This window comes from Streptomyces gardneri (assembly GCF_006539185.1).
Classification (GTDB): Bacteria; Actinomycetota; Actinomycetes; order Streptomycetales; family Streptomycetaceae; genus Streptomyces; species Streptomyces gardneri.
This window is the reverse complement of the sequence record NZ_BJMN01000015.1, coordinates 102066-126126: the sequence shown is the minus strand read 5'-3', so window position 1 is coordinate 126126 and position 24061 is coordinate 102066. Positions and strand designations below refer to the sequence as shown.

21 protein-coding genes and 5 pseudogenes are annotated in these 24061 nt (G+C 69.4%); 12 read left to right on the top strand and 14 right to left on the bottom strand.

Annotated features, from left to right (window positions below; translation table 11 throughout):
* Position 1 precedes the first annotated feature (1 nt).
* The gene (locus SGA01_RS41005; RefSeq protein WP_167534080.1) at positions 2-145 is read right to left on the bottom strand and encodes a hypothetical protein; all 144 of its coding nucleotides are present in this window, start codon (positions 143-145) and stop codon (positions 2-4) included.
* A gap of 598 nt (positions 146-743) precedes the next feature.
* Between SGA01_RS41005 and SGA01_RS13510 the strand changes: the two genes are divergently transcribed.
* From SGA01_RS13510 to SGA01_RS13495, 4 genes and pseudogenes are all read left to right on the top strand, one after another.
* Positions 744-1967 (top strand): hypothetical protein, encoded by a 1224-nt coding sequence (locus tag SGA01_RS13510; protein ID WP_141296753.1) that lies wholly within the window; start codon positions 744-746, stop codon positions 1965-1967.
* Between the two features lie 142 nt (positions 1968-2109).
* Entirely contained in the window at positions 2110-2673 is a 564-nt protein-coding gene (locus SGA01_RS13505; protein WP_141296752.1) for a hypothetical protein, read from the top strand.
* A 522-nt stretch (positions 2674-3195) separates the two neighbouring features.
* On the top strand, positions 3196-5445 hold the full coding sequence (locus SGA01_RS13500; RefSeq protein ID WP_141296751.1) for an FG-GAP repeat domain-containing protein: 2250 nt from the start codon (positions 3196-3198) through the stop codon (positions 5443-5445).
* Positions 5446-5500: 55 nt separating this feature from the next.
* Positions 5501-5690: pseudogene (locus tag SGA01_RS13495) on the top strand (IS5/IS1182 family transposase); the annotation flags it as partial.
* A 70-nt stretch (positions 5691-5760) separates the two neighbouring features.
* Here the strand turns inward: SGA01_RS13495 and SGA01_RS13490 are convergent.
* Together SGA01_RS13490 and SGA01_RS13485 are read right to left on the bottom strand one after the other, a co-directional pair.
* Positions 5761-6537, bottom strand: coding sequence for a matrixin family metalloprotease (locus SGA01_RS13490; RefSeq protein WP_141296750.1), 777 nt, complete (start codon positions 6535-6537; stop codon positions 5761-5763).
* Between the two features lie 461 nt (positions 6538-6998).
* Positions 6999-7604 (bottom strand): dihydrofolate reductase family protein, encoded by a 606-nt coding sequence (locus SGA01_RS13485; RefSeq protein WP_141296749.1) that lies wholly within the window; start codon positions 7602-7604, stop codon positions 6999-7001.
* A gap of 212 nt (positions 7605-7816) precedes the next feature.
* Between SGA01_RS13485 and SGA01_RS13480 the strand changes: the two genes are divergently transcribed.
* The gene (locus SGA01_RS13480) at positions 7817-8413 is read left to right on the top strand and encodes a PHP domain-containing protein (protein ID WP_174867303.1); all 597 of its coding nucleotides are present in this window, start codon (positions 7817-7819) and stop codon (positions 8411-8413) included.
* A 101-nt stretch (positions 8414-8514) separates the two neighbouring features.
* On the opposite strand, the gene SGA01_RS13475 is transcribed toward SGA01_RS13480, so the two are convergent.
* The 3 genes from SGA01_RS13475 to SGA01_RS13465 are packed head-to-tail and all read right to left on the bottom strand — an operon-like array spanning position 8515 to position 10234.
* Positions 8515-8913, bottom strand: coding sequence for a DUF5958 family protein (locus tag SGA01_RS13475; protein ID WP_141296748.1), 399 nt, complete (start codon positions 8911-8913; stop codon positions 8515-8517).
* A complete protein-coding gene (locus tag SGA01_RS13470) occupies positions 8910-9566 on the bottom strand; it encodes a Fic family protein (RefSeq protein WP_141296747.1) in 657 nt (218 codons plus the stop codon). The genes SGA01_RS13475 and SGA01_RS13470 overlap by 4 nt, the downstream gene beginning before the upstream one ends.
* On the bottom strand, positions 9563-10234 hold the full coding sequence (locus SGA01_RS13465; RefSeq protein ID WP_229918421.1) for a hypothetical protein: 672 nt from the start codon (positions 10232-10234) through the stop codon (positions 9563-9565). The genes SGA01_RS13470 and SGA01_RS13465 overlap by 4 nt, the downstream gene beginning before the upstream one ends.
* 458 nt (positions 10235-10692) lie before the next feature.
* Between SGA01_RS13465 and SGA01_RS13460 the strand changes: the two genes are divergently transcribed.
* Both SGA01_RS13460 and SGA01_RS13455 read left to right on the top strand, forming a co-directional pair.
* On the top strand, positions 10693-10890 hold the full coding sequence (locus SGA01_RS13460) for a hypothetical protein (protein ID WP_141296746.1): 198 nt from the start codon (positions 10693-10695) through the stop codon (positions 10888-10890).
* A 229-nt stretch (positions 10891-11119) separates the two neighbouring features.
* On the top strand, positions 11120-11557 hold the full coding sequence (locus SGA01_RS13455; protein WP_141296745.1) for a restriction endonuclease: 438 nt from the start codon (positions 11120-11122) through the stop codon (positions 11555-11557).
* A 219-nt stretch (positions 11558-11776) separates the two neighbouring features.
* Here SGA01_RS13455 and SGA01_RS13450 read toward each other — a convergent pair.
* The 6 genes and pseudogenes from SGA01_RS13450 to SGA01_RS41000 all read right to left on the bottom strand — a co-directional run.
* A pseudogene (locus SGA01_RS13450) lies at positions 11777-11971 on the bottom strand (IS5/IS1182 family transposase); the annotation flags it as partial.
* A gap of 663 nt (positions 11972-12634) precedes the next feature.
* Positions 12635-12867 (bottom strand): annotated as a pseudogene (locus tag SGA01_RS13440) (site-specific integrase); the annotation flags it as partial.
* Between the two features lie 227 nt (positions 12868-13094).
* Positions 13095-13298 (bottom strand): EF-hand domain-containing protein, encoded by a 204-nt coding sequence (locus SGA01_RS13435; RefSeq protein ID WP_055645667.1) that lies wholly within the window; start codon positions 13296-13298, stop codon positions 13095-13097.
* Positions 13299-14164: 866 nt separating this feature from the next.
* Entirely contained in the window at positions 14165-14506 is a 342-nt protein-coding gene (locus tag SGA01_RS13430; protein WP_141296743.1) for a HopJ type III effector protein, read from the bottom strand.
* 90 nt (positions 14507-14596) lie between these two features.
* Positions 14597-14801 (bottom strand): annotated as a pseudogene (locus SGA01_RS13425) (DUF6243 family protein).
* Positions 14802-14978: 177 nt separating this feature from the next.
* A complete protein-coding gene (locus tag SGA01_RS41000; RefSeq protein WP_167534079.1) occupies positions 14979-15131 on the bottom strand; it encodes a hypothetical protein in 153 nt (50 codons plus the stop codon).
* Positions 15132-15823: 692 nt separating this feature from the next.
* On the opposite strand from SGA01_RS41000, the gene SGA01_RS13420 reads away from it, so the two are divergent.
* The 3 genes and pseudogenes from SGA01_RS13420 (at position 15824) to SGA01_RS13410 (ending at position 19322) form a co-directional block, all read left to right on the top strand.
* A complete protein-coding gene (locus SGA01_RS13420) occupies positions 15824-17413 on the top strand; it encodes an MFS transporter (RefSeq protein ID WP_141296742.1) in 1590 nt (529 codons plus the stop codon).
* Between the two features lie 141 nt (positions 17414-17554).
* Positions 17555-17728: pseudogene (locus SGA01_RS41920) on the top strand (transposase); the annotation flags it as partial.
* A 166-nt stretch (positions 17729-17894) separates the two neighbouring features.
* Positions 17895-19322 (top strand): hypothetical protein, encoded by a 1428-nt coding sequence (locus tag SGA01_RS13410; RefSeq protein ID WP_141296741.1) that lies wholly within the window; start codon positions 17895-17897, stop codon positions 19320-19322.
* 25 nt (positions 19323-19347) lie between these two features.
* On the opposite strand, the gene SGA01_RS13405 is transcribed toward SGA01_RS13410, so the two are convergent.
* On the bottom strand, positions 19348-20040 hold the full coding sequence (locus SGA01_RS13405; RefSeq protein ID WP_141296740.1) for a transposase family protein: 693 nt from the start codon (positions 20038-20040) through the stop codon (positions 19348-19350).
* A gap of 1490 nt (positions 20041-21530) precedes the next feature.
* On the opposite strand from SGA01_RS13405, the gene SGA01_RS13400 reads away from it, so the two are divergent.
* Positions 21531-22529 carry a LacI family DNA-binding transcriptional regulator gene (locus SGA01_RS13400; RefSeq protein ID WP_229918422.1) on the top strand — a complete coding sequence of 333 codons (999 nt, stop codon included), beginning with the start codon at positions 21531-21533 and terminating at the stop codon, positions 22527-22529.
* 148 nt (positions 22530-22677) lie between these two features.
* Here the strand turns inward: SGA01_RS13400 and SGA01_RS13395 are convergent, their stop codons facing one another.
* Positions 22678-22842 carry a hypothetical protein gene (locus SGA01_RS13395; protein ID WP_229918423.1) on the bottom strand — a complete coding sequence of 55 codons (165 nt, stop codon included), beginning with the start codon at positions 22840-22842 and terminating at the stop codon, positions 22678-22680.
* A gap of 641 nt (positions 22843-23483) precedes the next feature.
* Between SGA01_RS13395 and SGA01_RS13390 the strand changes: the two genes are divergently transcribed.
* Positions 23484-23990 carry a hypothetical protein gene (locus SGA01_RS13390; RefSeq protein WP_229918424.1) on the top strand — a complete coding sequence of 169 codons (507 nt, stop codon included), beginning with the start codon at positions 23484-23486 and terminating at the stop codon, positions 23988-23990.
* Positions 23991-24061: the final 71 nt, after the last annotated feature.

Below are 24061 nucleotides of genomic sequence, written 5' to 3'. Positions count from 1 at the left end.
CTCAGCTACGCACTCGATCGGGTTGATCTTGGGCGTGTCGTGCGCCTGCCTCGACCGTGCCGAACGCGGCCGTCACCGCCTCGACCTCCACCTCGTCGATCCCCTCGAACACCAGCGCGCCCCAGAACAGCTCGTCGGTCTGCATGACCAGCACCATCACCGCCCACCGCCGACCGCCGACCACAGCAGCGAACGGGAGAGACCTGATGGAGCGTCACTTCCAGCTGTCAGGTGACAAGTCGTACGCCGTCTCGCACGAGCCAGCCCCTCGCAATCGAACAACGATGTCACGCTCCGCGACGGCTCCCCAAGATCTGTGCCAGAACCGAAAGTGGTTCTGGCACGACTTCTGTGGTGCCGAGCCGAGCCTTTGGTTCCCGAGGCCGGAGCACGCCGGGAACCTACAGGTCAGCGGTAGGCCCTGAGAAGGAAACAAGCCCGGTCCGCGCAGCTCCACAGAAGTTGTGCCGGACCCCGTTGTCGTGGACAAAGCCGCCCCGGGATCTCCGCCGCGCTGTGGCTGTGCCATCGCGGTCTCGGTTTGGGGCAGTGCGGGGTGTGCGGGCGGGCCCCAACCGACCAGGCACTTAGCGCAGTTGGCTTCTTCATCGTAGGGTCTGCTGCCGAGGGGGAGACCCTCGCTCGGCGGGGGAAGGGGAACCATGGAGATCTATGCCCACTGGCTTGATGGTGAGCATCTGCGCGTGTCCGGGTGGGGTCCGCAGGACACGTCATTGGCCGTCATGCTGAAGATCCAGGCCCTGCTAGGGCACACGGTGGTGCTGAGCGACGTGCAGCTCATCGACAGCCATGCGGTACAGGCGCTGTTCGAGACGGAGGACTTCCGGTCCTTCGTGCGCGGCTGCCCGTCGTTCCTGCGCTGCACCACCGCCGCTCCGGCCGGCAGCGACCCCTTCGCCCTGGTCACCACCGGCCTGCACCGCGCCCTGGAGCCCGGCTGGCTCTCGTCTTCGTTCGACACGGCGGAGCCCCTGGTCAGGCTGTCCGAAGCCGTTCTGGAGCGCGGGGAGGCGAATCCCGGGCCGCTGTTCGCGCGGGGTACCGCGCTGGGCGCACGGTACGAGGAGGGCGGGGTGATCCGGCGCAGGCTGGAGGCCGTGGCCTGGACCCTGCATCACTTCTCCCGCGAGGCGGGAGTGCCGCTGGGCACGAGCGCCGTGACGCGCCCCTGCTCGTACCGCGACGTGTTGGAGGAGGTGGCGGAGCTGCCGGGGCTCCCCGGCCACGACTACGCCCCGGTGGAACGCACCCTCGCCTATCTCGACGAGCACGTGGAGCCGTCGAACCGGCACCGCAGGGCCGTGCTCTTCGCCCAGCTCGACGCGACGGACCCGCCACACAGGACGGCGATGTGGAACACCGCGACGCAGGCCTGGAACGCAGCGGTGCAGCGGACGCTGGGCACCGACGGGGCGTCCCCGCGGTCGCTCCCGAAAGCGGCCGACATCGGGCTCTACCTCGGGCGTCCGACGGACGCGCTCTTCGAGCCCGCCGGCCCCGGGGCCACAGCCCCTGCGGAACACGGGATGGCCCCGGGCAACCTGGCGGCGGTCGCCGAACTGGGCTGGCAGGACATCGCGAAGATCCATCAGGACGAGGTCGTGACCCGTCGGCGCGACGCCTTCCAGGCGGCGCTGCGCGCCGGGGACGCGGCGGCGGCCGACGACGCCCTCCCCGCACTGCTCCGGGCGGTCCGGCGGAAGCTGCCGGCCTCCGGAGAGCGGCCCGGGCGGCTCGCCTGGGCCGCGGCCGAGACCGGCCTCGGGCTCGCCGGCGCGGGGCTGGCGCTCGGCACCGGCGAGACCCTCGGTCTCGTGGGACCTGCGCTGGCGTTCGGCCTGGCGGCCGAGCGGCTGCTTCGGGGCGGCCGCAACCGGTCGCACATCGTCAACACGCTGATGACGGCGGGTGGAAGAGGCACCTGGGCCCGGCGCGGCGAAGCCTGACAGGGCGCTGGGTGCCGGGCGGTCGAGCGGTCGGCGCCTGTGCCCTGATACACGCCTCAGGCGGCGCTGAACCGGTGGGCACGGCCGCCGCGCTCCTACGAGAGGCAGGGACGTTGTCGGTGGCGGCCGGTACGTTGCGATCATGGGTGTCTATCTGGTGAGTGTCACCGCGCAGGACTGGTCACAACTCGGGGAGGACGGGTACGGGGACGTCGCCGCCGCGCTGAACACCGAGCTGGAGCGGCGCGGGCTGCCCCCTTACGAGCTGCGGCAGGTCGCAGGGGAGGCGCCGGGCTGGTTCGAGGAGAAGGTCAGCCCGTCCATGGACGGCTTCGTGGCGCTGTGCAGGACACGGCTGACCGATGCGGAGCTGTCGGCCCTCCTCGACTGGAGTGTGCTGGTGCCGTTCGCGTTGGAGGAGGAGATCGTGCTCCCCGTCGGCACCGCGTACTCCGGCGAAGAGACAGTGGTCGCCGGGGCCCCGCGGGTGCTCGCCCTGGCCGAGCGGCTCGCCGACGCCGTCGAACTGCCCGTGGATGCGATACCGGCGGGCGAGAACCTCACACTGAGTTTATGGTTCCTGGAGGGCGGGGCGGAGCGGACAGGACCGTGGGCCGAGGACCGGGACGCGGCCTTCTACGTGGCTCTCTACCTGCGCGCCGCGCAGTACTCCATACGGCACGGCTGCCCCATGACCTACTCCTGAGCCACCACAGGGCCGAGGGCCAGGGGCCGTGTCCGCCGCCCGCCCGAACCCGTGCCCTACCGGAGCACCGCCACGTTGCATTGCTCCCGAAAACCCAGTGGCAGCGCTACGCGCGCCCGACCGATAAGAGAGCCCCAGCCCGCCGCTCCACCTCCGGCCCCAGGCACGGTGCAGACCGGTGGTGTGAACAGACACACCCATGACCGCCATCGATCCTCACGATAGGCGCCTGATGGCAACAGGTCGGTCACCCCGTGACAGCCATGATCACTATCACTGTGCCGCATGGGCAGCGACAGTTTTCCCGTCCTTACGGACGACAATTCGGTGCCACCGCCACTCCCGTTCACACCGGGGTCACTTCGATGTCTTGGCCGCCTCGCTGCGCGCCTTGCGCGCCTGCGCCATCCGCTTCCGCTCAGCTGGCTGGTCGTACAGGTCGTACAACCTTGCGAGGCTCTCAGAGGTCATGGGAGTGCGGCATGGATCGCCGCACCCACGATGCCCGAGGGGAAATCAGCTTTGTCCCACGCCCGTACGCCCCGCCGCCACCTCACCACCGCCGTCGCCGTGGCTCTCGCCGCCGCCTGCGTGGGCACGCTCACGACGGGCGCGGCGGGCGCCGCGACTCCCGTGGCCACGACGACTACCACTGTGCCGAGTGGTACGGCCCAGGAGGGCGTCGCCGCGCTCCTGCCGGACTCCGTGGTCCTCGGCCACGGGCCGACCGGGTTCCTGAGCTTGCACAAGGACGGCGTGACCGGCGCGACAGTCCACCGGTGGACGCGGTACGCGGACGGCGTCAGCACCGTCCTGCCTGCGGGCACGTACCGGGGCGGCCTCGGCACGGACGTGATCGTGAAGACCGAGGGCAGCACGTACACGCTGTACGACATGGCCACGGGCGCCGCCCCCACGGTCATCGACACGAGCTCCCTGGGCGCGACCGCCACGCTCGCCACGCTCCACGGCACGACCCTCGTCATGAGGGTCCCGCGCGCGGCGGGTGGTGTCGACCTCCATCTCGTCGGCAAGCCGGCCGGCACGCTTGAGGACCGTGTCGTCACCGGGATACCGGCGGCCGCCCAGAACGTCGAGTTCCTCGTGACCGCACCGGGCACCCTGGTGATCCGCTACGCGGTCCCCGGGCAGTCGGCCTCGCGCGCCGCCCTCGTGGACGTCGCCACCGCCCGGGTCGTGGAGGACCGCGCCCTCACGGCCTCCGACGGCAACCCCACCCTGACCGCTTCCGCTACGCATCTGGCCTGGACCGAGCCGTACGTCTACGGCAGCGACTCCCGGGCCCTCCGGGTGGCCGGGCGCGGACAGGAGGAGTCCATCCGCGTCCCGATCGGCTCGGGTGGCCGGATGGTGCTCGGGTTCCTGGGCGACGACTGGGTGACGTACGCCGACAGGGAAGGGTCCTGGTCGTACAGCCCCAACCCCCTGCACGCCCTGACAGCCCACTCCCTGACCGACGGCCGGACGGTCAAGCTCCTTGACATCACGCTGCGCATCATGCCCGGCAGCGACGGCGAGCTGCTCGTCCACGGCGCCACCCTCGAACACGGCGAGGGCCTTTACCGGGTCACCACCGGCCCGGACGGGACCCCGGCCGCCACCCTCGTGGCGAGCACCGGCCGCCCCCTCGCGTACTCCGTCACCGGCGTGAACATCCCCGCGACCGTCGACCTGACCACGGCGAGCGGCGACCCGACGCTGTCGTGGACGGCCGCCGGCATCAGCATGGGGAAGCTGACCATCGAGCTGACGCACACGGCCACGGGCCTGCGCCGGACCATCCTCACCATCGCCACCCGTGGCGCGGCGCAGAGCTGGGACGGTCTGCTCGACGACGGCACGGCCGCCCCCCTTGGCGACTACACCTGGCGGATGACGACAGAGCCCACCAACGGCATCGGCCCGACGACCGAGCGGAAGGGCACGCTGAAGGTCGTCGGCAAGCCGGGGCCGCACGACTTCTCGAACAGCACCGCGCCCGACCTGCTCTTCCGTAGCGGCGGCCGGCTCTCCGTCTTCGACGCCCGGCAGGTCCTCAACAGCGACAGCCGGGACACCCTGTCGGAGGTCGTCGTCGGATCCGGATGGGACACCTACGACCGGATTGTCACCCCCGGAAGTCTGGGCGGCACCGTCCACGCCGATCTGCTCGGCCGGGACAAGAGCGGTGTGCTGTGGTCGTACGCGGGCACCGGCAAGGCCTCGGCCCCGTTCGCGACCCGGGCGAGGGTCGGCGGCGGCTGGGGAATCTACAACCACCTCACCGCGGGCCTCGACGTCAGCGGCGACGGCCGCCGCGACCTCCTCGCCACCGACAAGGACGGCGTCCTGTGGCTCTACAAGGGCACGGGCTCCCTCAGCTCGCCCTTCCGGCCGCGCGTGAAGGTCGGCGGCGGCTGGGGGATCTACAACAAGATCACCGCCACCGGGAACATCGGCGGCGGCCCGGCCGGAGACCTCATCGCCCGCGACAGCAACGGCGTCGACTGGCTCTACCTCGGAAAGGGCGACGGCACCTTCGCCACCCGGACCCGGGTGAACAGCACCTGGGGCTACTACACCGACCTGATCCCCATCGGCGACGCCGACCGCGACGGCCGTGCCGACCTCGTCGTCCGCCATGTGACCGGCGGCGACACGGGCAGCCTCAGCTTCCACCCCGGCAGCGGCGACTGGCGGAACCCCTTCCCGAATTCGGAAGACATCGACGCGTCACGGCGGTTCATCAGCGACGGCACCCTGCTGTTCTGACCCGCTACCCAACCCACGCACCCCAAGAGAGCAGAGCCACCGCCCCGCACATTGATGGGAGACGTTTTCCCCAGGTCGGAAGGCCGTCGACCGGTCCCACGCGGAGATCCGAGCCCTTGTCGAGCAGGTCGTCGCCACCCTAGTCCTGGCGACTTCTCTGCAAGCTTCGGTGCTCGACCACCCGCATCACAGGCCTTGTCCAAGCCGCGCTGGCCCTGCATCTGGCCAGCTCAGAGCGATGTTGAAAAGCGCTCACTGACCCGCACTGTGCTGCCCCCAGCCCGGCACTGGGCTGGGGGCACCACGTCGGGTCTGTCAGGTGCCGGGCTTCGGGTAGAGCAGGTTCAGCACCGAGAAGTCCTGGGACGACGGGTGCTGCGGGAACTCGGGAACCGACATGCAGCTGTTGGTCGATCCGTTGTGATCCAGCCCCAGTGCGTGGCCCATCTCATGGCACGCGACGCTGCGCCGTGCCGCGTAGGTGTTCGGCGTAACCTGATCGTTGAGCCTCACGACGACTGAACCGTCCACGAAGTACCCGCCGGAGGTGGTGTACGAGGTCTGGCCGTACCAGTCGGTTCCGTAACTGCCGCTGTAGGTGTGCACGCAGTGCCGGCCGCTGGGGCAGCCGGCTGTGTACCAGCGGTAGTAGGCGTCGATGCCGGGCGCCTGGTACCAGTCGACCTGGGCGTCGCTCACCGGCCAACTGTCGCTGGTGTGGTCGAGGAAGTACACTTGCGGGTCGTTGTAGGCCCCGTAGGACCACTTGGCGCCACACAGTGCGGACGCGGTTCCGACGATCGGGGAACAGCCGAGTGTCCCGATGCCGGCCGCGGCTGTCGGTTCTGCGTCCTGCACACCGCGGATGCCTTGGCGCCGCAGCGACGCCCTCAGCTCATCAGACGTGACACCCGCGGCGGGCTCGTAAATGGCGGTGTAGACAGTGCCGTCCGCTCGTTCCTGCACGACGTACACCGCTTCGTCATGCTGGGCAGCAGCGGCCTTAGGGTCTGTGTCGCGCAATGGATCGGCAGCAGCTTGTGGCACCGTCAGCCCCATCAGCATCAGCATGAGGCCGGCCAGCGCGACCACGGGTCTGGCTACTCGTAACAAACGACTTCGCGATCCGTCGCGGTCGGACCTACACCTGATGGAGCGTCACTTCCGGCTGTCAGACGCCGAGCCGTACGCTGTCTCGCACGAGCCAGTCCCTCGCAATCGAACATCGAGGTAACGCTCCGCGACGGCTCCCCAAGATCTGTGCCAGAACCTATTCATCACCGACATTCACGCGCTCCCTGGGCAACGCGCGATACCGAAACCCACCGACAAGTGCTCTTGTTTGGAAAGCTACGCAGCCAGCCCAGGGAAGCGTCGAGCGGCGCATCCGTATCCGGAAGGTGGACTTTTGCGGAGACTGTGGTCTGGGAGCGGCCTACATGGGCTGACCTGCGACGGCTCGGCGTTCTGGCGTTGGCTGGCCCCCTTTTGGTCTTGCTCCGCACCCGCCGGCGCCGGCCTGGCGGCCGTCCAGACCGGCGGACGGGGCGACGTCACGCAGGGGCGCCGAGCGGCGGGTGCTCGAGCACGCGGGGCTTGTACTCGACCAGCTGGATGCGGCCGTCGAAGGTGCGGTGCTCGATCATCTCGAGGGCAACGTCCGGATAGCCGTCGTAGATGCGTTCCTCGCCCGTGGCCCCGGTGATCACCGGGAACATCACGACCCGGAAGCGGTCGACGAGTCCGGCTCGTAGCAGGGACCGGCACAGGCTGAGGCTGCCGATCGTGCTGAGGAGCCCCGAGCCACTCGCCTTCATGGCGCGAACCGCCTCGACGGCGTCGTCACGGACGAGCGTGGAGTTGGCCCACGTCAGTGGCCCCTCGAGTGAGGAGGAGAACACCACCTTGGACGCTTGCGTGAGCTCGTCGACGGACGCCTCTTCTTCGGGCCTGAACTCGTCTTGGCCACTCGGGACCTGGCCTGCAGCGAAGCCCGACATAAGGCGGTAGGTGTTCGCTCCCATCAGGTAGGTGACCTCGGGCTGCTCGCCGAGCCATGCGAGGTACTCCGGGCCCTCGAGGCCCCAGAACCCGGGCCATCCCTCTCCCGATGCGTGGCCGTCGAGGGAAGTGATGAAGTCGACAAGAAGCTCCGACATGGCGGTGTCCTTTCCTGGGGTGTCACAAGCTTGGACTGGCCGGGAGCCACAAACTCATCGACCGCGCTGCGGAGCAACGAGAAACCCATGACGCTGCAGCCGAACAGGTCAGCGGGGCGCCACCCGCGGACGGCCCGGGCCAACCGTCACGCTCAGCCGGGGCTGCAGTCAGGGTTTTTGGGCTGTTTTATGGGTGTTATCCGGAGGTTGTCATGGGTGACGGGGTGCCGCATCTGCATGTGGCGAGTGGGATTTCGGCCCGCTTCGGCACCTCTCAACCGAGCGCTCCGGCTGCCCGGGCCACGAAGCGCGGGATCGGAACGCTGGCGCTGACCGACCGCGACAACGTGACCGGCGCGGTGCGCTTCGCGAAGGCCGCCGCGACCGCCGGTGTCCGGCCCGTCTTCGGCGTCGACCTCACCGTCGCCCCGCACCAGCCCCTCCCCCGCGGCGGCGCCCCAACGGCGAACACCGGTCCACGGCGGCCTGCACGTTGCCGAGGCCCCGCTGCGCGTGACACTCCTGGCGAAGAACGCTGCCGGGTGGGCCCGGCTGCGCCGGATCATGTCCGCCACCCAGCTCCCCGACAGGGTGCCGACCACCTCGCGGGACACCCTGAACACGCTCGCGGGCGAGGACTTGGTGATGCTGCTCGAGCCGGCCTCCGAGCCCGTGCGCGCCTCGCCAAGGGCCGACCCGATGGTTCCGTTGCGATCAACCTCCGCGCATTGGACAACGCCGCTCTCACCGAACAGCAGCCTGACGTACAGGTGATTCCCCTGCCCCGGCTCCAGGCTCCGCCGTCATAGCCTCGCGAGGTCGGTGCAGGCAGGGCCACCTTCAGGTCCTTGGTCCTGTATGGCGACGGCCGGGCAGCCCAGTCAGGCTCGCCACCCTCCGACCAATCTGATCAGTCAGCGGCGGACAGCCTGTGCCACCAGTGCCCGCACCCGCCAGAACAGAAGCGATCACGGCGCCGTCCGTCGGCGATCGCGAGTACCGCGATCAGCAGCCGGAACGCCTTGCGGCGTTCGTCGAGAGGGGTGAGCCCGGCAATCTTCCCGAGCTGAAGATCGATCCGACCACGTGTGATGAGCACCGCAGGCGTATGCGTCGAGCGCAGCCCGGCACGGCGGATGCTCTCTGGGCCGTCTTCGGTGACGGCGCGCGCCTGGACGCAGTGATGGCGCAGAAACAACAACGTCTCTGACTGCTCCTGCGGACCCAGCGCGTCGAACCATTCGATGCCCTGTGACATCGGGCGCAGACCTTGGGCGAGCTCGTTGAGCATCACGTCCCGTTCGGTCATGACTGCCTCCCACTGGACAGGCGGCGCTCCGCCGCAGAGATCAGAATGCCGAGCAGCACCGCAAGATCAGCCGCGCCCTCTACGTCGTCAGCCCAGCGGGTGGTCTGTAGCGGGTGCACCTGGTCGAGCGGGACGCCTTCACGGGCCAGGACGAAGGCCATCGCCAGCATGGCCGCGCGGGCGTTGCCGTCCTCGAACGGATGAAAGAAGAGGACGTCGAGGTAGGTTCGGGCGGCGCGCGAGGGGAGGGGCGGATTCGGTTGAACGCTGTCGGACAGACAGCCCTCGAACTGCGCACGAGTGTCCGGCGTGAGGCCACAGCGCTCCTGTCCGTCCTTTGCGAAGGCCGGCACATCACGGAAGCCGACAGAGTCGCAGCGCAGCACGGTCCGCTGCCAGTTCGCCATGCGGGTGAAGGTCAGCGTCCTGCCCTGCTCCGCGTCGGCGAGGGCCAGGTCGAGGGCGGTCAGGACTTGCGCGGTTCCCTGGGGGTCGCGGCCGCCGCGCGTTGCCGTGAAGAAGTCCCGGAAGCCGTCACGAGCCGATACCCCTGAGATGGGGCGCTCGCCGCTCCATTGCGGCCAGGCGATCCCTGTACGGATGCGCAGCCAGTCGGCGAGAGCATCCCTCTGATGGCCAGGCCCGGAGGTCATCGGTGCCCGCCTACGGTCCGGGCGAAGCGGGAACTCACCGCGCCAACCACCGTGACGTCCGGCGCGATCCAACTACCGAACCGTCCGCCGACCGCGCTCCCGACTATCTCCCCGGCTCGCTCCTCGTCGATGCCGTTATAGGCGAGGAACCATTCGAGGACCTGCATGCAGTGTCCGTACCAGCCGCTCTCGGCCTGAGTCCGGTCGGCCACCACGGTGACCAGCCGCGTGCACGCCCGTTCCCAGTGCCAGGGATCCACCACGGACCCCGCCGAGTGAGACGGCGGCGCGAGGGCGGCAAAGCGCTCCGCCAGATCCTCCAACCAGTCACGCCATTCGCGCAGGGCCGCGACGACCATCGGGGCGGTCGCTTCCGCCGTCGTCACGGAATGCGACGCGCAGCACCACACGCCGACGATCCCACCGTCGGTGTCACCCTCACCCACTGACCAATTCCACCCGCAGGCCCACCGGCCGTACCGGTCCACCAGGAACTCGGTGACAGGGGCCAGCGAGCGTCGACGGTGCTCGTCAGCAGCTTCAGGGGTGGGCAGCAGGGGCACGACAAGAGCAGTCAACGTCCTCGCCGCACCCTCGTCCAGCTCGAACGGATGCCGCAGCGGATCCACTTCCGCCCAGGTCAGGGTGTGTGCCCACAGCTCAGTCATGACGCCACTCTGCCGTGCGCGGCCGCTCGAACTCCAACCCAATACCGAGCAGACGCCTCAGGCAACTGCGCGCGACGGTGAAAACGGCCGTCGTCCCCCGGATGGAAGCACTCCGGAGGCAGCTCACAGAATCCCCGCGCAGCCCGTTCCCCGGCGCCGAGCACGCTGGCCGTGTCGCGGGCATGACCGCATTCCCCGCCCGGCCAACCCGCAAGGACCTCACGTGAGTACGTCATTCCCCTTCCTGCAGGGCTGGATGGACACCCCCGTAGAATCACCCGCTGGTCGACCTGATCACCGAGGCCACCGGAAACAACCCCTCAGATAGCTTCGCCTCCGCCACCGTCACGGCCTTCGAGAGCATCATCGAGGCCCTGGAGAGGGCGCAGCCCGAGCGTACGGGCAGCGTACGCCGCGACTTCCGCAACGCCCGCACCTTCAACGATGACCTGCTGATTGTGCGGGCCGAACTCGTCGCCGGCGCTAAACTCGCGCGTGCCGGGATTCCCTTCGACTTCGGCCGGCGCAACGGTGCCACCTATCCAGACCTGGTGCTGCGCGAGATGAACCTTGGCATCGAGGTCAAGGCCCGCCGCCTGGACGGCCTGCGAGACCTGCACGACGAACTCAAGGCCGCCCTCGCCGAGCCCCAGTAGGCTTCGGAAGGTGCGCGGCAGGAGCGGGGGACAGTCGCATCCGGGTCCGGCGCCGAGGCGTCGGTGAGGTGGGGCGTCTACCGGTCTGGAGAAACGTCTGGAACATGCCCACGGCCGACCTCACGGTGGGAAGAAGAACTCCGCGCCGACCTCAGCAGAGCGTCGTCGGGGACGCGTCCGGACATGCTGGGCTCTCCCTGTTGTCAGTGAGGGTCTCTAAGGTCGGGGCATGACAAGGTCTGCTGAACGCACGCCGACGGACCCCAAATGGCGGGTGTACGAGAAAGCAGTCGCCGAGTACGTCAGGCAGTTGGATCCGGGCGTGACCGTCGAGCACGACCAGCGCCTGCCAGGTCTCCTGAGTGGTCGCCCTCGGCAGATCGACGTGCTCGTTCGCGGCAAACTTGCGGGAGAGACGATCCTGATCGTCTGGGAGTGCAAGGACTACGCGCGCGCGGTGGGGCTCGGGACGGTCGAGGAGTTCATCTCCAAACTCGTGGACGTGGGAGCGAACAAGGGCGTCTTGATCGCCTCCTGTGGCTTCACTGAGGCGGCGATTCGGCGTTTGGAGAACACGGCGCAGCCGCGGGTGAACGCCTACATGTTTCGGGTCGGCCCGCCCCCGCCAAAGGCGAGGTACGAGGATCTCGACGACTGGCTCGACTGATCGTCGCTGGCGTAGCCACGAACCCAAGCGGCGGTTAGTTGGGAGTCGTTGAACCGGAAGCAGGCGGTCGCCGGGCGGCCGGCCCGCGCGGCGGCGAGCCCGGCATGCCGAGCCCGCGGGGCGTCCTCGCGGAAGACCAAGCACCACCCCCTCGTACTGCGTGCCCCGGCGGCGGGCGCCCGCCGCCGGGGACGTACGACCTAGACCGTTTCGTTGGGATCACCGAGCGGCCCAGAGGAAGATGCCCGCGATGTGGAGTCCGGCCAGGTGGATGGTCGCGGTCTTCTCGTAGCGGGTGGCGATGCCTCGCCACTGCTTCAAGCGGTTGATGCAGCGTTCGACGGTGTCGCGCTGCTTGTACGCCTCGCGGTCGAAGGCGGGTGGCCTGCCGCCCCGGCTTCCGCGCCGCAGCCGCCGATGGCCGGGAGGCGGGCGCGGCCCGCCCGTCCGGGCACGAGGGCGGGGCCGACAGCGTGGACCGCGCGGGTGGGGCGGGGCTGCCGCGTGCCGTCACCCTGCCACCCGGCCCTGCCTGGGTACACCTGAAGCGTGCACGAGTCGGCCTCTGACATGTGCAGTTGTTGTGCGGCAGGGCGTCCCCACATCCGGGTGCAGGCGCCCTGCCGCCGAGAAGGGGAAACTGAGTGGGCGCGGCGCGGGATCGTTTCGGCGGTGAACGCGCTCCCCCGCACGACTGACGGAGACTCTCATCACGCAGCGGGCCAGGGGCTGCGCCGATATTCGTGATCATGCTTCGCGGCGCACCCGCTCGTCTCTCACGACCCCGCGCAGGTCGAGCGACTCTGCGACCGGACGGTCCGCAGCGAACTGCCAACCACCTGCGAGCCTTCCGCAGCGGCGGTCTGAGCGCTCCTTCACCCCGCAGGGCTCGATGGTCCTGGGCCCGCCCTCGCGGCGAAAGCGCGACGGCGAGCCCAGGAGCGTGATCGGGATCTCGGCGGCTCCACCACCGGCCAGCACCGCGCTGGTCAGCAAGGCCGCCCAAACCCCGCACACGGACGGTGCCTCCGTGGAGCGCCCAGGCATTGTGCCAACCGATGGCGCACCCGTGACGAATTAAGCCGCCGCCCAAAAGCCGGCGTCCAAGATCCGGGCGGCCTTGGTGATGTTCCTGGGCATCAGGTGCCGGTACGTGCGGTACGTCTCCTCGATGGATTTGCGGCCCATCCACTCCGCGACGTCGGTGATCGGGATGCCGTTCCCGAGGGCGTTCGAGGCAACGTAGTGCCGGAAGCCGTACGTTCCCACCCCTCCTCAGGGTGCAGATCCACGAAGAGTTTCCTCACCCGCGCCGATCCATGCCTTCGGTGAAGTCCGGGGGCTCTGTTGGTTCCGTTTGATCTTCGTCCGGGCCGTCGCGGCCGCGGTGGAGGAGCGCTGGGCGACTTCGGGCAACGGCCCGATGCGCCGGGACCCCGGCGAACCCGGCCTGCGGGCCTGCGGCTACGCCGCCGGCCCGCGCCCGGGGCGCGAGCGCATGGAGCAGCACCAGGCGCTCGCGCTGTCAGGCCTGACGCTACTTCAGCAGGGTGCGGAACTCGTCGAAGTCGAGGACCCCGTCGTGGTTCGCGTCGGCCGTCATAGCCTTCTTTACCTCTTCCGACAGGTGCCCGTGGGCGCCCTCGGCCTTGAAACCCTCCGCCAGCTCGACGATATTGATCCGCCCGTCGCCGTCCTTGTCGATCTCGTCGAACAGCGCCCTGAGCTCGGCCTCGTTCACGACATACCTCTCTCACTTTCACGGGCCCCGAAGGCCCACATGCCCACCACCCTGCCACACCATCGAGAGCACGCTGACGACCAAGCCTGCGGACGGGACCGCCTCGCCGACCAACGCCCCGGGCCATCACGCTCCGAAGCCAGGCCGGGTCGTCGAGATGACCGAACAAGCGAACACGGGGGAGATCGTCGTGGACCGGCCCCGCGGGAGGGTCTCCCCCACACAACGCAGAAGGCCACGAGATCTGCCGACGGAAGAGATCCAGCAGCGACCTCCCAGCAGGTTGACCGGTCGGGGACCCATGTCCGAGCTTTCAGCGGCCACACGTGGGGCAAGAACACCCACATCGGCGTTTCAGGAACGAACGAGGAACCAACCCAGCTCCGTCAGCTCCCTGACTTCGGGCAAGCGGTCTGGTTGCCGGCCACCCGCACCCCGGTCCGCGTCACGCGCACCCGACAAGGGTGTCGTGCCGGGCCCCGGATGGCTGGTCGGCCCCATGCTGCCGGGTGGGGGCAGGACACCGGTCAGGTCACCCGTACAAACTCAGTTGCGAGAGGTCCGTACCCGCGTACCGCACAGAGCTCATCGAAAACCCTCGGGGGCCAACCGACACCGAACACCCGCCTTCGGAGTCTCATGGTCACGGCCTGGCGCACGTCCACCGCGACCGCGGCCGCATCGACCTCGGCCCACGCCCCCGCCCGACGGGCCCTCGGCCTCTGCACGGTCCTTGGTCCCCGAGGCGAGAGATCCGCACCTTCCTCACCGGGCTGCCGCCACCGAAGGACGAGCCAGAACGGCCGGTGCCGGGCCCGGCCGCTCGATAGCGGGGGCCGGAACTCCCCCGCTGGTGCCATCGCCGTTCAGCTCTTGCGGGCCAGCGGCTGCCCCACGAAGCTCACTCCCGCCAGGCCGTGGGCCATGAGGTTGCGGATGTTGCCGTGATCGGTGTCGTTCGGCGTCGCGAGCACGCTGCGGTAGTGCTCACCGAAGGCCAGCAGCGCTTCCTGGTCGCTCAGCCCTTCCAGCAGGGCCAGGCCCAGCGTCTTGCAGGAACCCTCGTTCTCGCCCGCGGCGTTCTCCACGTCCCCGTTGCGGAACGCCTGCGGCTGGTATGCGTAGTGCGCGGAGACGAAGGCCAGCGTGTCGGCGAACTCGTGCTCACCCGACGCGAGGCTCGCCCGCAGCGCGTTCAGATCGGTCATGTCGGTTCCCTCGGGGTCGGACAGACGATCCCGTTGCCGTCCGTGACCGGACGACGATACCCCCACCGTGCGGCCCTCGGCGGCGGTGTCTCAGCTCCGCGCGGTGCCGTCGCTCGCCTGCGCGGCGGCGGCCTCGGCCGCCCGGGCCTTCTCGCGCATCTTGCGCACGAGCTCCGCCTTCTTGTCGGCGGCGCCCTGGCGGTCGAGGTTGCGGTGCGGACCGACCGTTGTTCTGCCGTTCGGCGCGGGACTGCCACTTGCGCTGGCCGCCACCCTGGCCCACGGGGTTGTTGATGTTCTTGCTGTCGGTCGCGGGTTCTCCCGGTGGTGAGGTGACGTGATGTACGGATTCGTCGACGTTACCCCTCGGGGCCATCGGCCCGGCATGCCGGGCCTGACGCCGCCCCGACGTCGGCCGGGCCTTCGACGAGCAGCCATGGCCGCCCGCCACCCGTGTCCATGCGGCCTGTGCTCAGTGACCGAAGGCGGAGTCCGGCTTACCGTCGGATGTGTAGCGGCCGGGGGCGATCCGGTCGCCGGCCGTACTTGCCACGACGACGTGACCGTCCGCCTCGACAAGGACCGCACTCAGGCTCTGCTCCGTGGTGCCGAAGTCGAGCGCCACCCCCCTTCGTTCCAAAGCCACCCTGGGCCTCGCCCTCGGGGGTGATGGCCGCGCCGAGCGGACCTGCGGTGACGACCTGGCCGTCCACACCGACCGCCACCACCACGCCGTCGGCCTCCTCGTCCGTCGGGACGATGCCCAGGCAGGACTTCCCTAAGCTGTCGTCGGCGGCGCCAGTGGCCCGGCAGCACAGGACGGCGTACTTGCCGTCGGAGCTGCCCGAGATGACGATGTCGTCCGAGCTGTCCACGACCATGTTGTAGCTGATGCCGCGCCGCAGGTCTGCTGTGACGAGCAGCCTGCCCTTGATGCCGAAGCCCGTCCGCGCGGTCAGTTCCCGGCTGGAAGCGGAAGGGCCCGAAGATCACCGCCCCCCGCTCCTCCACGGTCGGACCGGCGCCTAGCACAGGGGCCTCGCTGCAATCCCGGTCGTCGCGGACCGTCAGCGTCAGCCTGTCCAGCCGGCCTAGGGGGCGTCTTGTGTCGATCATGTGTCGAGCCAGATGAGGGGGTCGGAAAGACACCCCCAGGCACCACCGCCGCCCCGGGCACGGCGGCCACACTCGGGCACCGCCCACCGAACGGAGGACCGGAGACACCGCCCACCCGAACGGGTCACTCTTCGGCGCCGCCGGCCCCCGGGGCGGCGGCCTCGGCATGCACACACGGTGCCCCGGGACGATCATCCGAACATGGCACGTACTTCCCCACCCCCCACGCCGACCGGGGCCGTCCGCAGCGAGGCGCCCCGCCAGAAGCTGGCGCTCACAGCCATGCTCTTCGCGGTGTCGATGACCTTCATCGACCAGACCATCGTCTCGATCGCCGCCCCGAACATCACCGACGAGCTCGACCTGACCGCCTCCGGCATGCAGTGGGTCGTCAACGCGTACCTGCTGTCCCTCGCCGCGTTCTTCGCGCTCGGCGGCCGGCTCTCCGACCTGTTCGGGCATCGCCGCGTCATGTTGATCGGCACCCTGGTCTTCGTCATCTCCTCGGTTCTCTGCGGCTGTGTGCCCTCCGGCGACCTCGCCCAGACCTGGCTGGTCGTCTTCCGCGCAACCCAGGGTCTCGGAGCTGCCCTGATGTTCCCGGCAGCGCTGGCCGTCGTCATCGCCGTCTTCCCCGTCGACCGTCGCGGTCGCGCCCTCGCGCTCTTCTTCGGACTCTCCGGCGCCCTCACCGCCGTCGGACCCCTGCTCGGCGGCTGGCTGACCGCGTGGACGTGGCGGGCGATCTTCTGGGTCAACGTGCCGGTGGCCATCATCGCCATCGTGCTCGCCGTGCTCGCCCGGATCCCCGAGAGCCGCCGCTCCGAGCGCCTGGACATCGTCGGCGCCGCGCTGGTCGCCGTCGGCATGGGCCTGAGTGTGCTGGGCTTCCAGCAGGCCTCGTCCTGGGGCTGGGGCAGCGTCGCGACCTGGGCCTGCATCGTCGGCGGCCTGCTCGTCCTGGTGGTGTTCTTCGGCTACGAGCGGCGCACCGCCCACCCGCTGATCGACTTCGACGTCTTCCGGGACCGGGCCTTCACCGTCGACAGTCTCGTGCTGTTCTTCGCGATGCTCGCCTTCGTACCGGTGTTCTTCTTCTCGTCCGTGTACGCCCAGGTGTCGCTCAGCGCCTCTCCGAACCAGGCCGCGCTCTTCCTGCTGTACTTCTTCATCGGCTTCGGCCTCGCCTCCCAGTGGGGTGGACGGATCCTCGACAAGCGCGGCGCCCGCCCGGCCATGAAGCTCGGCTGCGCGCTCGGCGCGGTCGGGTTCTACCTCTGGGCGCAGAAGATGACCGATCTGTCGATGCACGACCAGTGGCCTTACGCGGCCATGGCGGGCGCCGGCATCGGTTTCCTGCTCGCGCCGGCCTCCACCGACGCCGTCAACCGGGCTATCGACGCCTCGTACGGCGAGGTCACGGGGATCACCCAGACGATCCGCAACTACGCGGCGGCCATCGGCATGGCCGTATTCAGCACCGTGCTGTCCCATGTCTCCACGGACCGCATCACCGCCACGCTCCAAGACCGCGGGCTGCCGCCGTCCGAGGCCTCGGCCACCGCGGAGAAGGTCGCCGAGGCGGTCACCGGTCACCCGGACGGCCAGGGTCCCCCCGGTGACGGGCCGGTAGCGAAGGCCCTGCAAGGGGCGGGGGACGCGATCCGGATGGATTTCGCGGAGGCCAACCAGTGGGTGTTCTACGGCATGGCGATCGCCCTGGCCGTGGCGTTCCTGTGCTCGCTGGCCCACCCCGGGACGCGCGTCACCGCGCGCACTCCGGACAACTGACCCGCCTTCCGCGCTCAGCGCCGGCCTCTTCCTCGACAGGGAGCCGTGTGGGCCGCCGCCCGATCGCTCTAACTGATCATTTCAGAATGAGTTTGGCTCGGGGGCTTGGAAGTTGGGCTGGTGGGCGGCAGAGTTCTGCGGGTGTCGGATGATCTTGTGCCTGATGACCTGTGGCATCGTGTCGCCCCGTTGCTCCCGCCTCGACCGCCGCGACGTCGGCGGTATCCGGGCCGGCTGCCGGCGGACGACCGTGCGGCCCTGCGCGGGATCGTCTACGTCCTGCGTACGGGTGTGACCTGGGCGGACGTGCCGAGTCTGGCAATGCGCGGCGACGACAGAAGGTATCCGTCAACACCGCTCCCCCTCGCGCCGCTTGCCTGTCGAGGACGGCGAACACACCCGGCCTAATTGCGAGTTGGGCGGGAAGACATCGTGCAAGATGGGCGGGTGAGTCCGGCCGGTCATCGCAGGGGGAGACGACGTGGCAACCTCGAAGCCCAGTCGAGTGCTGATCGACCAGACGATGCTGTGTGAGGCAGCACGGCTCCTGTTGGGCGCTGACGCGCCCGGGATCCGGATGGGTCACCCGCTGGCGAGGACGCCCGACACGGCCGAGCGCCTGGTCCACTTGGCGACGCTGCTTGACGCGCTGCTGCTCTACGACGAGCTCTACGTCCTCGACGCGCAGCTTCCACACGACGCCGACACGCTGCCCCTGCGACAAGTCCTGCTCGACCGTCGCATCCTCCGACCTGTCGACACCCGCGCTCTCTCAGCGAACATCGCAGACGAACTCACCGGGTTTCTGCGCGACGCGGAAACCTTCCAGGAGCCCTGGAGCCCACGCGGACTCGCGTCCGGAGAAGACGTGGCCAACAGTGTCCGCCTCCTGCTCGCCCACCCGGACGAGTCCGGGGAATCCACGAATCCTCGTGGCCGGGGGATCGCTTCGGTCATGCGCGGCGAGGTGGAGGGTGATCTCTCCGCCGGCCGCATCTGGTCCTCGCGCCCCGAGCTCCAGTCCGATCCGTTGCGCACGCTCGGCTGGACCATGCTCTCCAATATCGGCTACTTCCACAGCGGCGCGATATACGGAGGCGTTTCGCATCTGCGCACCTTCGTCTACTGGCGCGTCTCCGCCCATCTCCGCATTCCGTTCCTGCCGTCCCTCCACCGGCTACCGGCCTACCACCTCATCACGGATCACGTGCGCCGCACCGTCCAGGACCGCGTCTACGAGGTCGTCGCCGACTCCTTCCGTACGACCGTGGACGAGGTGTACGAGGACGAGAACCCGGCCCCGCTGTACCTGCCGCCCGCGCTGGCTCTCTTCCTCAACCACCTCCGCGCACACGGCGACATCGCCATGGCGGTGGACGACTTGCGCCACCAGCACCGCAAACTCCGTCGAGCCTTGGCCGAGCTCCAGCAGTCTCTTGAGTCCGGCTCGACCCTGGGCGACGCCAAGGCCGCCCGTCATCGACTCAACGCGGCTCTGGACGCCCTGCGCGGCGACCTCGACCCGCACGACCAGGCCGCGGCCGGCACGGTGGACCAGCTCATCGACATCGTGCCCGGCGTGGTCAACGCGGCCGCCAATCCGCTCGACGTGGGCGGCTACGCCGAGGCGCTGGTCGCCCGTCCGGCCGAGTGGATCCGCTCCTGGTGGCTGCGACGCCCCGTTCGGTCCGCCATCAGACTGAGCTCTCGGCTGGACAACCTGAGTCGATACCATCGCCTCCTCGGGGAAGCCACGGGCCAGCATGTCGACCCGGGCCGTTTCGAGCATCTACGCCAGGAATACGGTGCCGCCCTGACCCTCTACGGTGGGGACAGTCGGCTTCCCGCCGCGACTCCGAGTCCGACGGCAGAACCTCCGGAACAGGAAGCCCCGCCTCGGTTCGCCTAGATCCAACGCCGTTCAGTGAGCGTTGTCAGCGTTGCCTCTCCAGAGTGAGGACGGCTTTGGCGATGACGGTCATGCGGTTGGAGCTGATGCGGGATCTGCGGAAGATCTGCCAGGACTTCAGCCGTTCCATGCCGCGTTCGACCGGCGCCCTCGCCCCGGCCAGGGCCCGGTTGGCGGTGCGCTGGGTGAGGGTGAGTTCACCGCCCGGTGGCCGTTTGAGTCCGGTGGTGACCCAGGGGCCGGCGCCCTGGTAGGCGCGGTTGGCGAGGATCGGGATCCCCTGGCGTTCGCAGATCCGGATGATGCGGTGGGTGCGGGCCGCTGTCAGGTCGTGGGTGCGGCCGGGCAGCGCGGGCGAGATCCACAGGACCTCACCAGTGGGGTCGGTGACGACCTGGACGTTCACGCCGTGCCGGCGGTGCTTGGCCGAGTAGTCGGCTCGGCTGTCGCCGACGCGGTCGCACTCGGCGAGGGTCCCGTCCAGCAGGACGAACTCCGGATCGTGCTCGCGCAGCGTCTTGAGCGGGCCCGGGGCCCGGTCGGCGAGCAGGTCGGTCACGGCGGTGACATACGCGTGGGCGGTGCCGACGGATATCCCGAAGCCGGACGCGACCCGGCTGAGCGTGTCGTGCCGGCGCAGGTACACCAGAGCGACGAGCGCGCGCTGGTGCGGCGAGAGTTTGCACCGCCGGTCACCCTCACGGGTGAGGATGAGCATCGTGACCCACTCGACGAGGGCATGCGGGAGGTCGAGTGCGGCAGGCTAGGGAACCAACGAGGCTCCTGTGCTGATGGGTTGAGACTTCGAACACCTCCCCCAACGGCACGGGAGCCTTGTCCGTTGCGGCCCTCACCTCAACCTCCCCGGCGTCACTCGATCAGTGGCCACCCTGAAAACGCTCAGTGATTGTGTGGCCACGCCGCAACGTTACGGTGGGGCACTGACAAGCCGGCTCCACGCAGGTGAGCCAGACCTTTGAACCCAACGCGCGGCCAACCCTCCATCACCTTATGGGGCCGCGGCCCCTGTGATGGGGCCGTGAAGCGCTCAGGCTCATCGACTCATCGGCGAGTGGAGCACAGAAGTGGGGAACGACGGCCACGGGCACTCCGACTTCTGCCAAGAAACGCCACCGACGTCTCCGGAAGCCGGGCGTCGGCCATCTGGGGGCTTGCCTGCGGTCCCTGCGCGGGCGGGGGTGTTCCGGAGGGAGCCGAAGTCGTGGTCCCCGCGCTGGGTCCGGGCGACTGCGCTGATCGTTCCGAGCCTGGCCGCTTCGCTGGCGGCCGTGCTCATCAACGGAAACTGATGGCCGGGCGGATCGAGACCCTTCTGGAGGACCACCCTCTTCTGAAGGGGCCTGGTGTCGATGCCGGAAGTCGGTGTCAAAACCAGAGCCGGGATCCTGTTCGAGGTCGAGGACGGCAGCACATCCCGATCGTGGGCCACCGCACCCTCTACGCCGGTCTCACCCCTGCGCCCCGGAGCCCGGGCCTTCGGTCCGCGGAACGGACGGACGAATCATAGGATTGTCGTGGGTGCAGCAAGCCGGGGGGACGCGTTGACACGAGTGCTCATTGTTGGTGTCGGGGCCTTTGACGAGAGCGACGAACCTGATCACTCGGATCCTCTGGCTCCCACGAAAACGCTCGCCCCTTCGCCGTCTGTGGGGCCGGCTGTCTCCGATCTCGCGAAGCGCATCAGCTTGCGCGGTCGACTTCCTGCTGTAGGCATGGCACCCGGCCCATACTTTGTCCCGCCGCGGAGACCGGTTGCAGGCCCCTGAGAACGGCGCTGCCTCCAGCCGGTCGCGCCGTTCGTAGAGGGTGCGAACCAGGCGGGCGCGGTTCTGGCTCTCCGCCCTCGCGAAGAAGTCGTCCACGCCGCAGTCACCTCTCCCGTACGGCCAGAGTGCGGCCACTCACGCTAGCGGCACGGGATCATCCCCGAAAACGTTCCGCGTAAGCCGCAGTTCGGGGCGGCTCGCCCAGGGTCTCACGGAGAGGGACCGACGTCGCCAGGTCACCACGCCCGGTTCCTCCGGGACCGTCCACGCGGCCCCTCCGCGAGCAGGCACCGACGCGATACCTCACCGCTGTCCCACCCCGGTGGTCCGCCCGTACAGTTCTCGGGCACTGCACATGTTGCGCGGTCGACTCCCGCGCCCGGACGAGGGGCTCTTCACCGCTGTGGCAACGATCAACGACGTGGCACGAGCCGCCGGGGTGTCGGCTGCCACCGTCTCCCGGGTCTTCAACGGCGGACGGGTCACCACCGAACTCGCCGAACGCGTCCTGCGTTCCGCGGCAGAGTTGCGCTTCGCCCCGAACCGGGTGGCCCGGGCCCTGCGGATGCAGCGGTCCAGCGTGATCAGTCTGATCGTCCCGGACATCGAGAACCCCTACTTCGCCTCACTGGCCCGCGGTGTCGAGGACGCCGCCCAGCGGAAGAACCATTCGGTCGTCCTGTGCAACAGCGACGAGGACCTCGACAAGGAGCGCCGCTACCTCGACACCGCGCTGGCCGAGCAGATGGCCGGCGTGATCATCGCTGCCGCCTCGCGCAGCCGCACCGATCTGTCCCCGTTCACCGGGATGCCGGTGGTGGCGGTCGACAGGCGGCCACTGGGCGCGGCGGTCGACGCCGTCGTGATCGACAACCAGCACGGCGGTGAGCAGGCCACCGCCCACCTGCTGCGGAGCGGCTATCGCCGCGTCGCGTGCATCACCGGCCCGGAAGGCACCTCCGCCGCGGAGGAACGGCTCACCGGATACCGCGTGGCCATGGGAGAGTACCGGCGTGAACAAGGCCAGGACCAGGCGCAGTTGCGTGAGCTCATCCGGTACGCCGAGTCCGGGACGGAGAGCGGCAGGGAAGCGATGCGCGACCTGCTGGCGAACGAGGAGCCACCGGACGCGGTGTTCGTGACGAACGACCTCATGGCGGTCGGCGCCCTCGAGGCACTTCGGGCTGCGGGCCGGGAGCCGCCACGGTTCGGAGTGCTGTCCTTCGGTGACGCGCCCTGGGTGTCCCTGATCGCACCGTCGCTGTCCACGGTCGGGCTGCCGTCGTACGACCTGGGCCGGGCGTCGGTCGGCCTGCTGCTGGAACGTATCGCCGGGAAGGACAGGCCCCAGCAGACGATGGTGCTGCAGACGAGCCTCCAGGTCCGTTCGAGTGCGACGGGTCCCGCGCCCGGCCCTTGACGGGACCCGCCTCCTCTCGGCACGTTCCCGACCACCACGCTCCGGCGACCACCTTCCCGTGAGTGTGCGCCGGAGCGAAGGCGCGGGTCGGAGCGCCGGCGACACTCGCCGACGCCCCGCCACGGTCTGTCCGTTCGCGTCCTCCTCGTCAGAAGGTGGTCTCGCCGGGCAGCCCGAAGTAGTCGTGCCACTTCTGGCCGCCGCCGAACGAGGAGCCGTTCGACACCCCTACGTACACGTCCGCCGAGGCGGTGTGGGTGAACGTGACGATGTCGTCCTTGCCGTCACCGTTGTAGTCACCCGTGTAGCGCACTGGACCACGAACAGCCGATCAGCCTGCCGCCGCAGGGTGCGCTGCGCCGCGGCCACGATCTGCGGCCGCTCCAGCAGCAAGTAGGGGACGCACAGGTCCATCGCGTCCCTGGGCACATAGACCGAGCGGGGGCCGCCCGCACTTCGCGCACGCCGCCAAGTCCACATCCGTCCACGGCGGCACCGGCCCGTCGGCGAGATCGAGCTCCGACAGCAGCAGAGTCGACCACTCCTGAAGGCGCATCCCCGCCGTCAGCAGTGCCAGTTCCACCGCGAGCCGGTTGCGGTGCGGACGCCAACCACGGACGTCCTGCCCCTGGAACAGGCCGCCGACGCGGACCTAGGCAGTGTCCGGCGGATCAGTGCCCGGGTGCTCAGGGTGGCACTCCGCTGGCCGGTATGAATCGTCCGCGTTCGTCACAGTGCCGTCCGTGGTTCATCAGATGGTGCGTACTCGTGTTCATCGGACGCGTATGCCGGACGGGTGTGGCTACGGTCGTTCGCGTCGTCCCACAGGAGGCGACACCGGTCGAGTGCCGCATGCGCCAGGACCGTCCCGGCCCTCCACGCCGGTGCGGAGCGCGCCCGGGCGGCTCCCAAGGAGTGGACATGGGTTCTGTTGGTCGTAGGACCGTCGCGGTGATGGCAGCCGCTCTGGCGTCGCTGGGGGCGGGGAGCGGTGTCGCCGCGACCGCGGCCCCCTCGTCACCCGCGCCGTGCAGCGGCGCGGAATGCCCCAGCCTGAAGCCGGTCAGGCTCACGACCAGCCAGGCCACCTTGAACGTCACCCAGATGCAACTGGAGAACATTCACGCGATGGCCTCCGACGCCATCACCGGGGAGCCCATCCGTGGAGCGAAGATCGTGTTCGCCACCGTCGGCGGCCGGACGCTGGGGGCCGCCTTCACCGACTACGACGGCGTGGCCTCGATCACCGCCCCGGAGAACCTGGGTCCGGGAACCCTTCAGGAGCTGCTCGGCGGTTACGAAGCCGCGCTCGTCGGCGACGGCGTACACGCTCCCGTCGGGGCCCACGGGGCCATCACCGTCGGTACCGACCAGGGGCCCGGGGTGCCGGGCGCTCCGTGCTCGCTCTGCAGTGACCGCGGGCTCAAGCAGGACGTGGTCCCGGTCGACTGGAGCCGGTGACGATGAGGATCCTCCACCGGCGGGCTCGGGCAGTCGGCGACGCTTCTCCGAACCCTGGCGCGGCAGTTCCG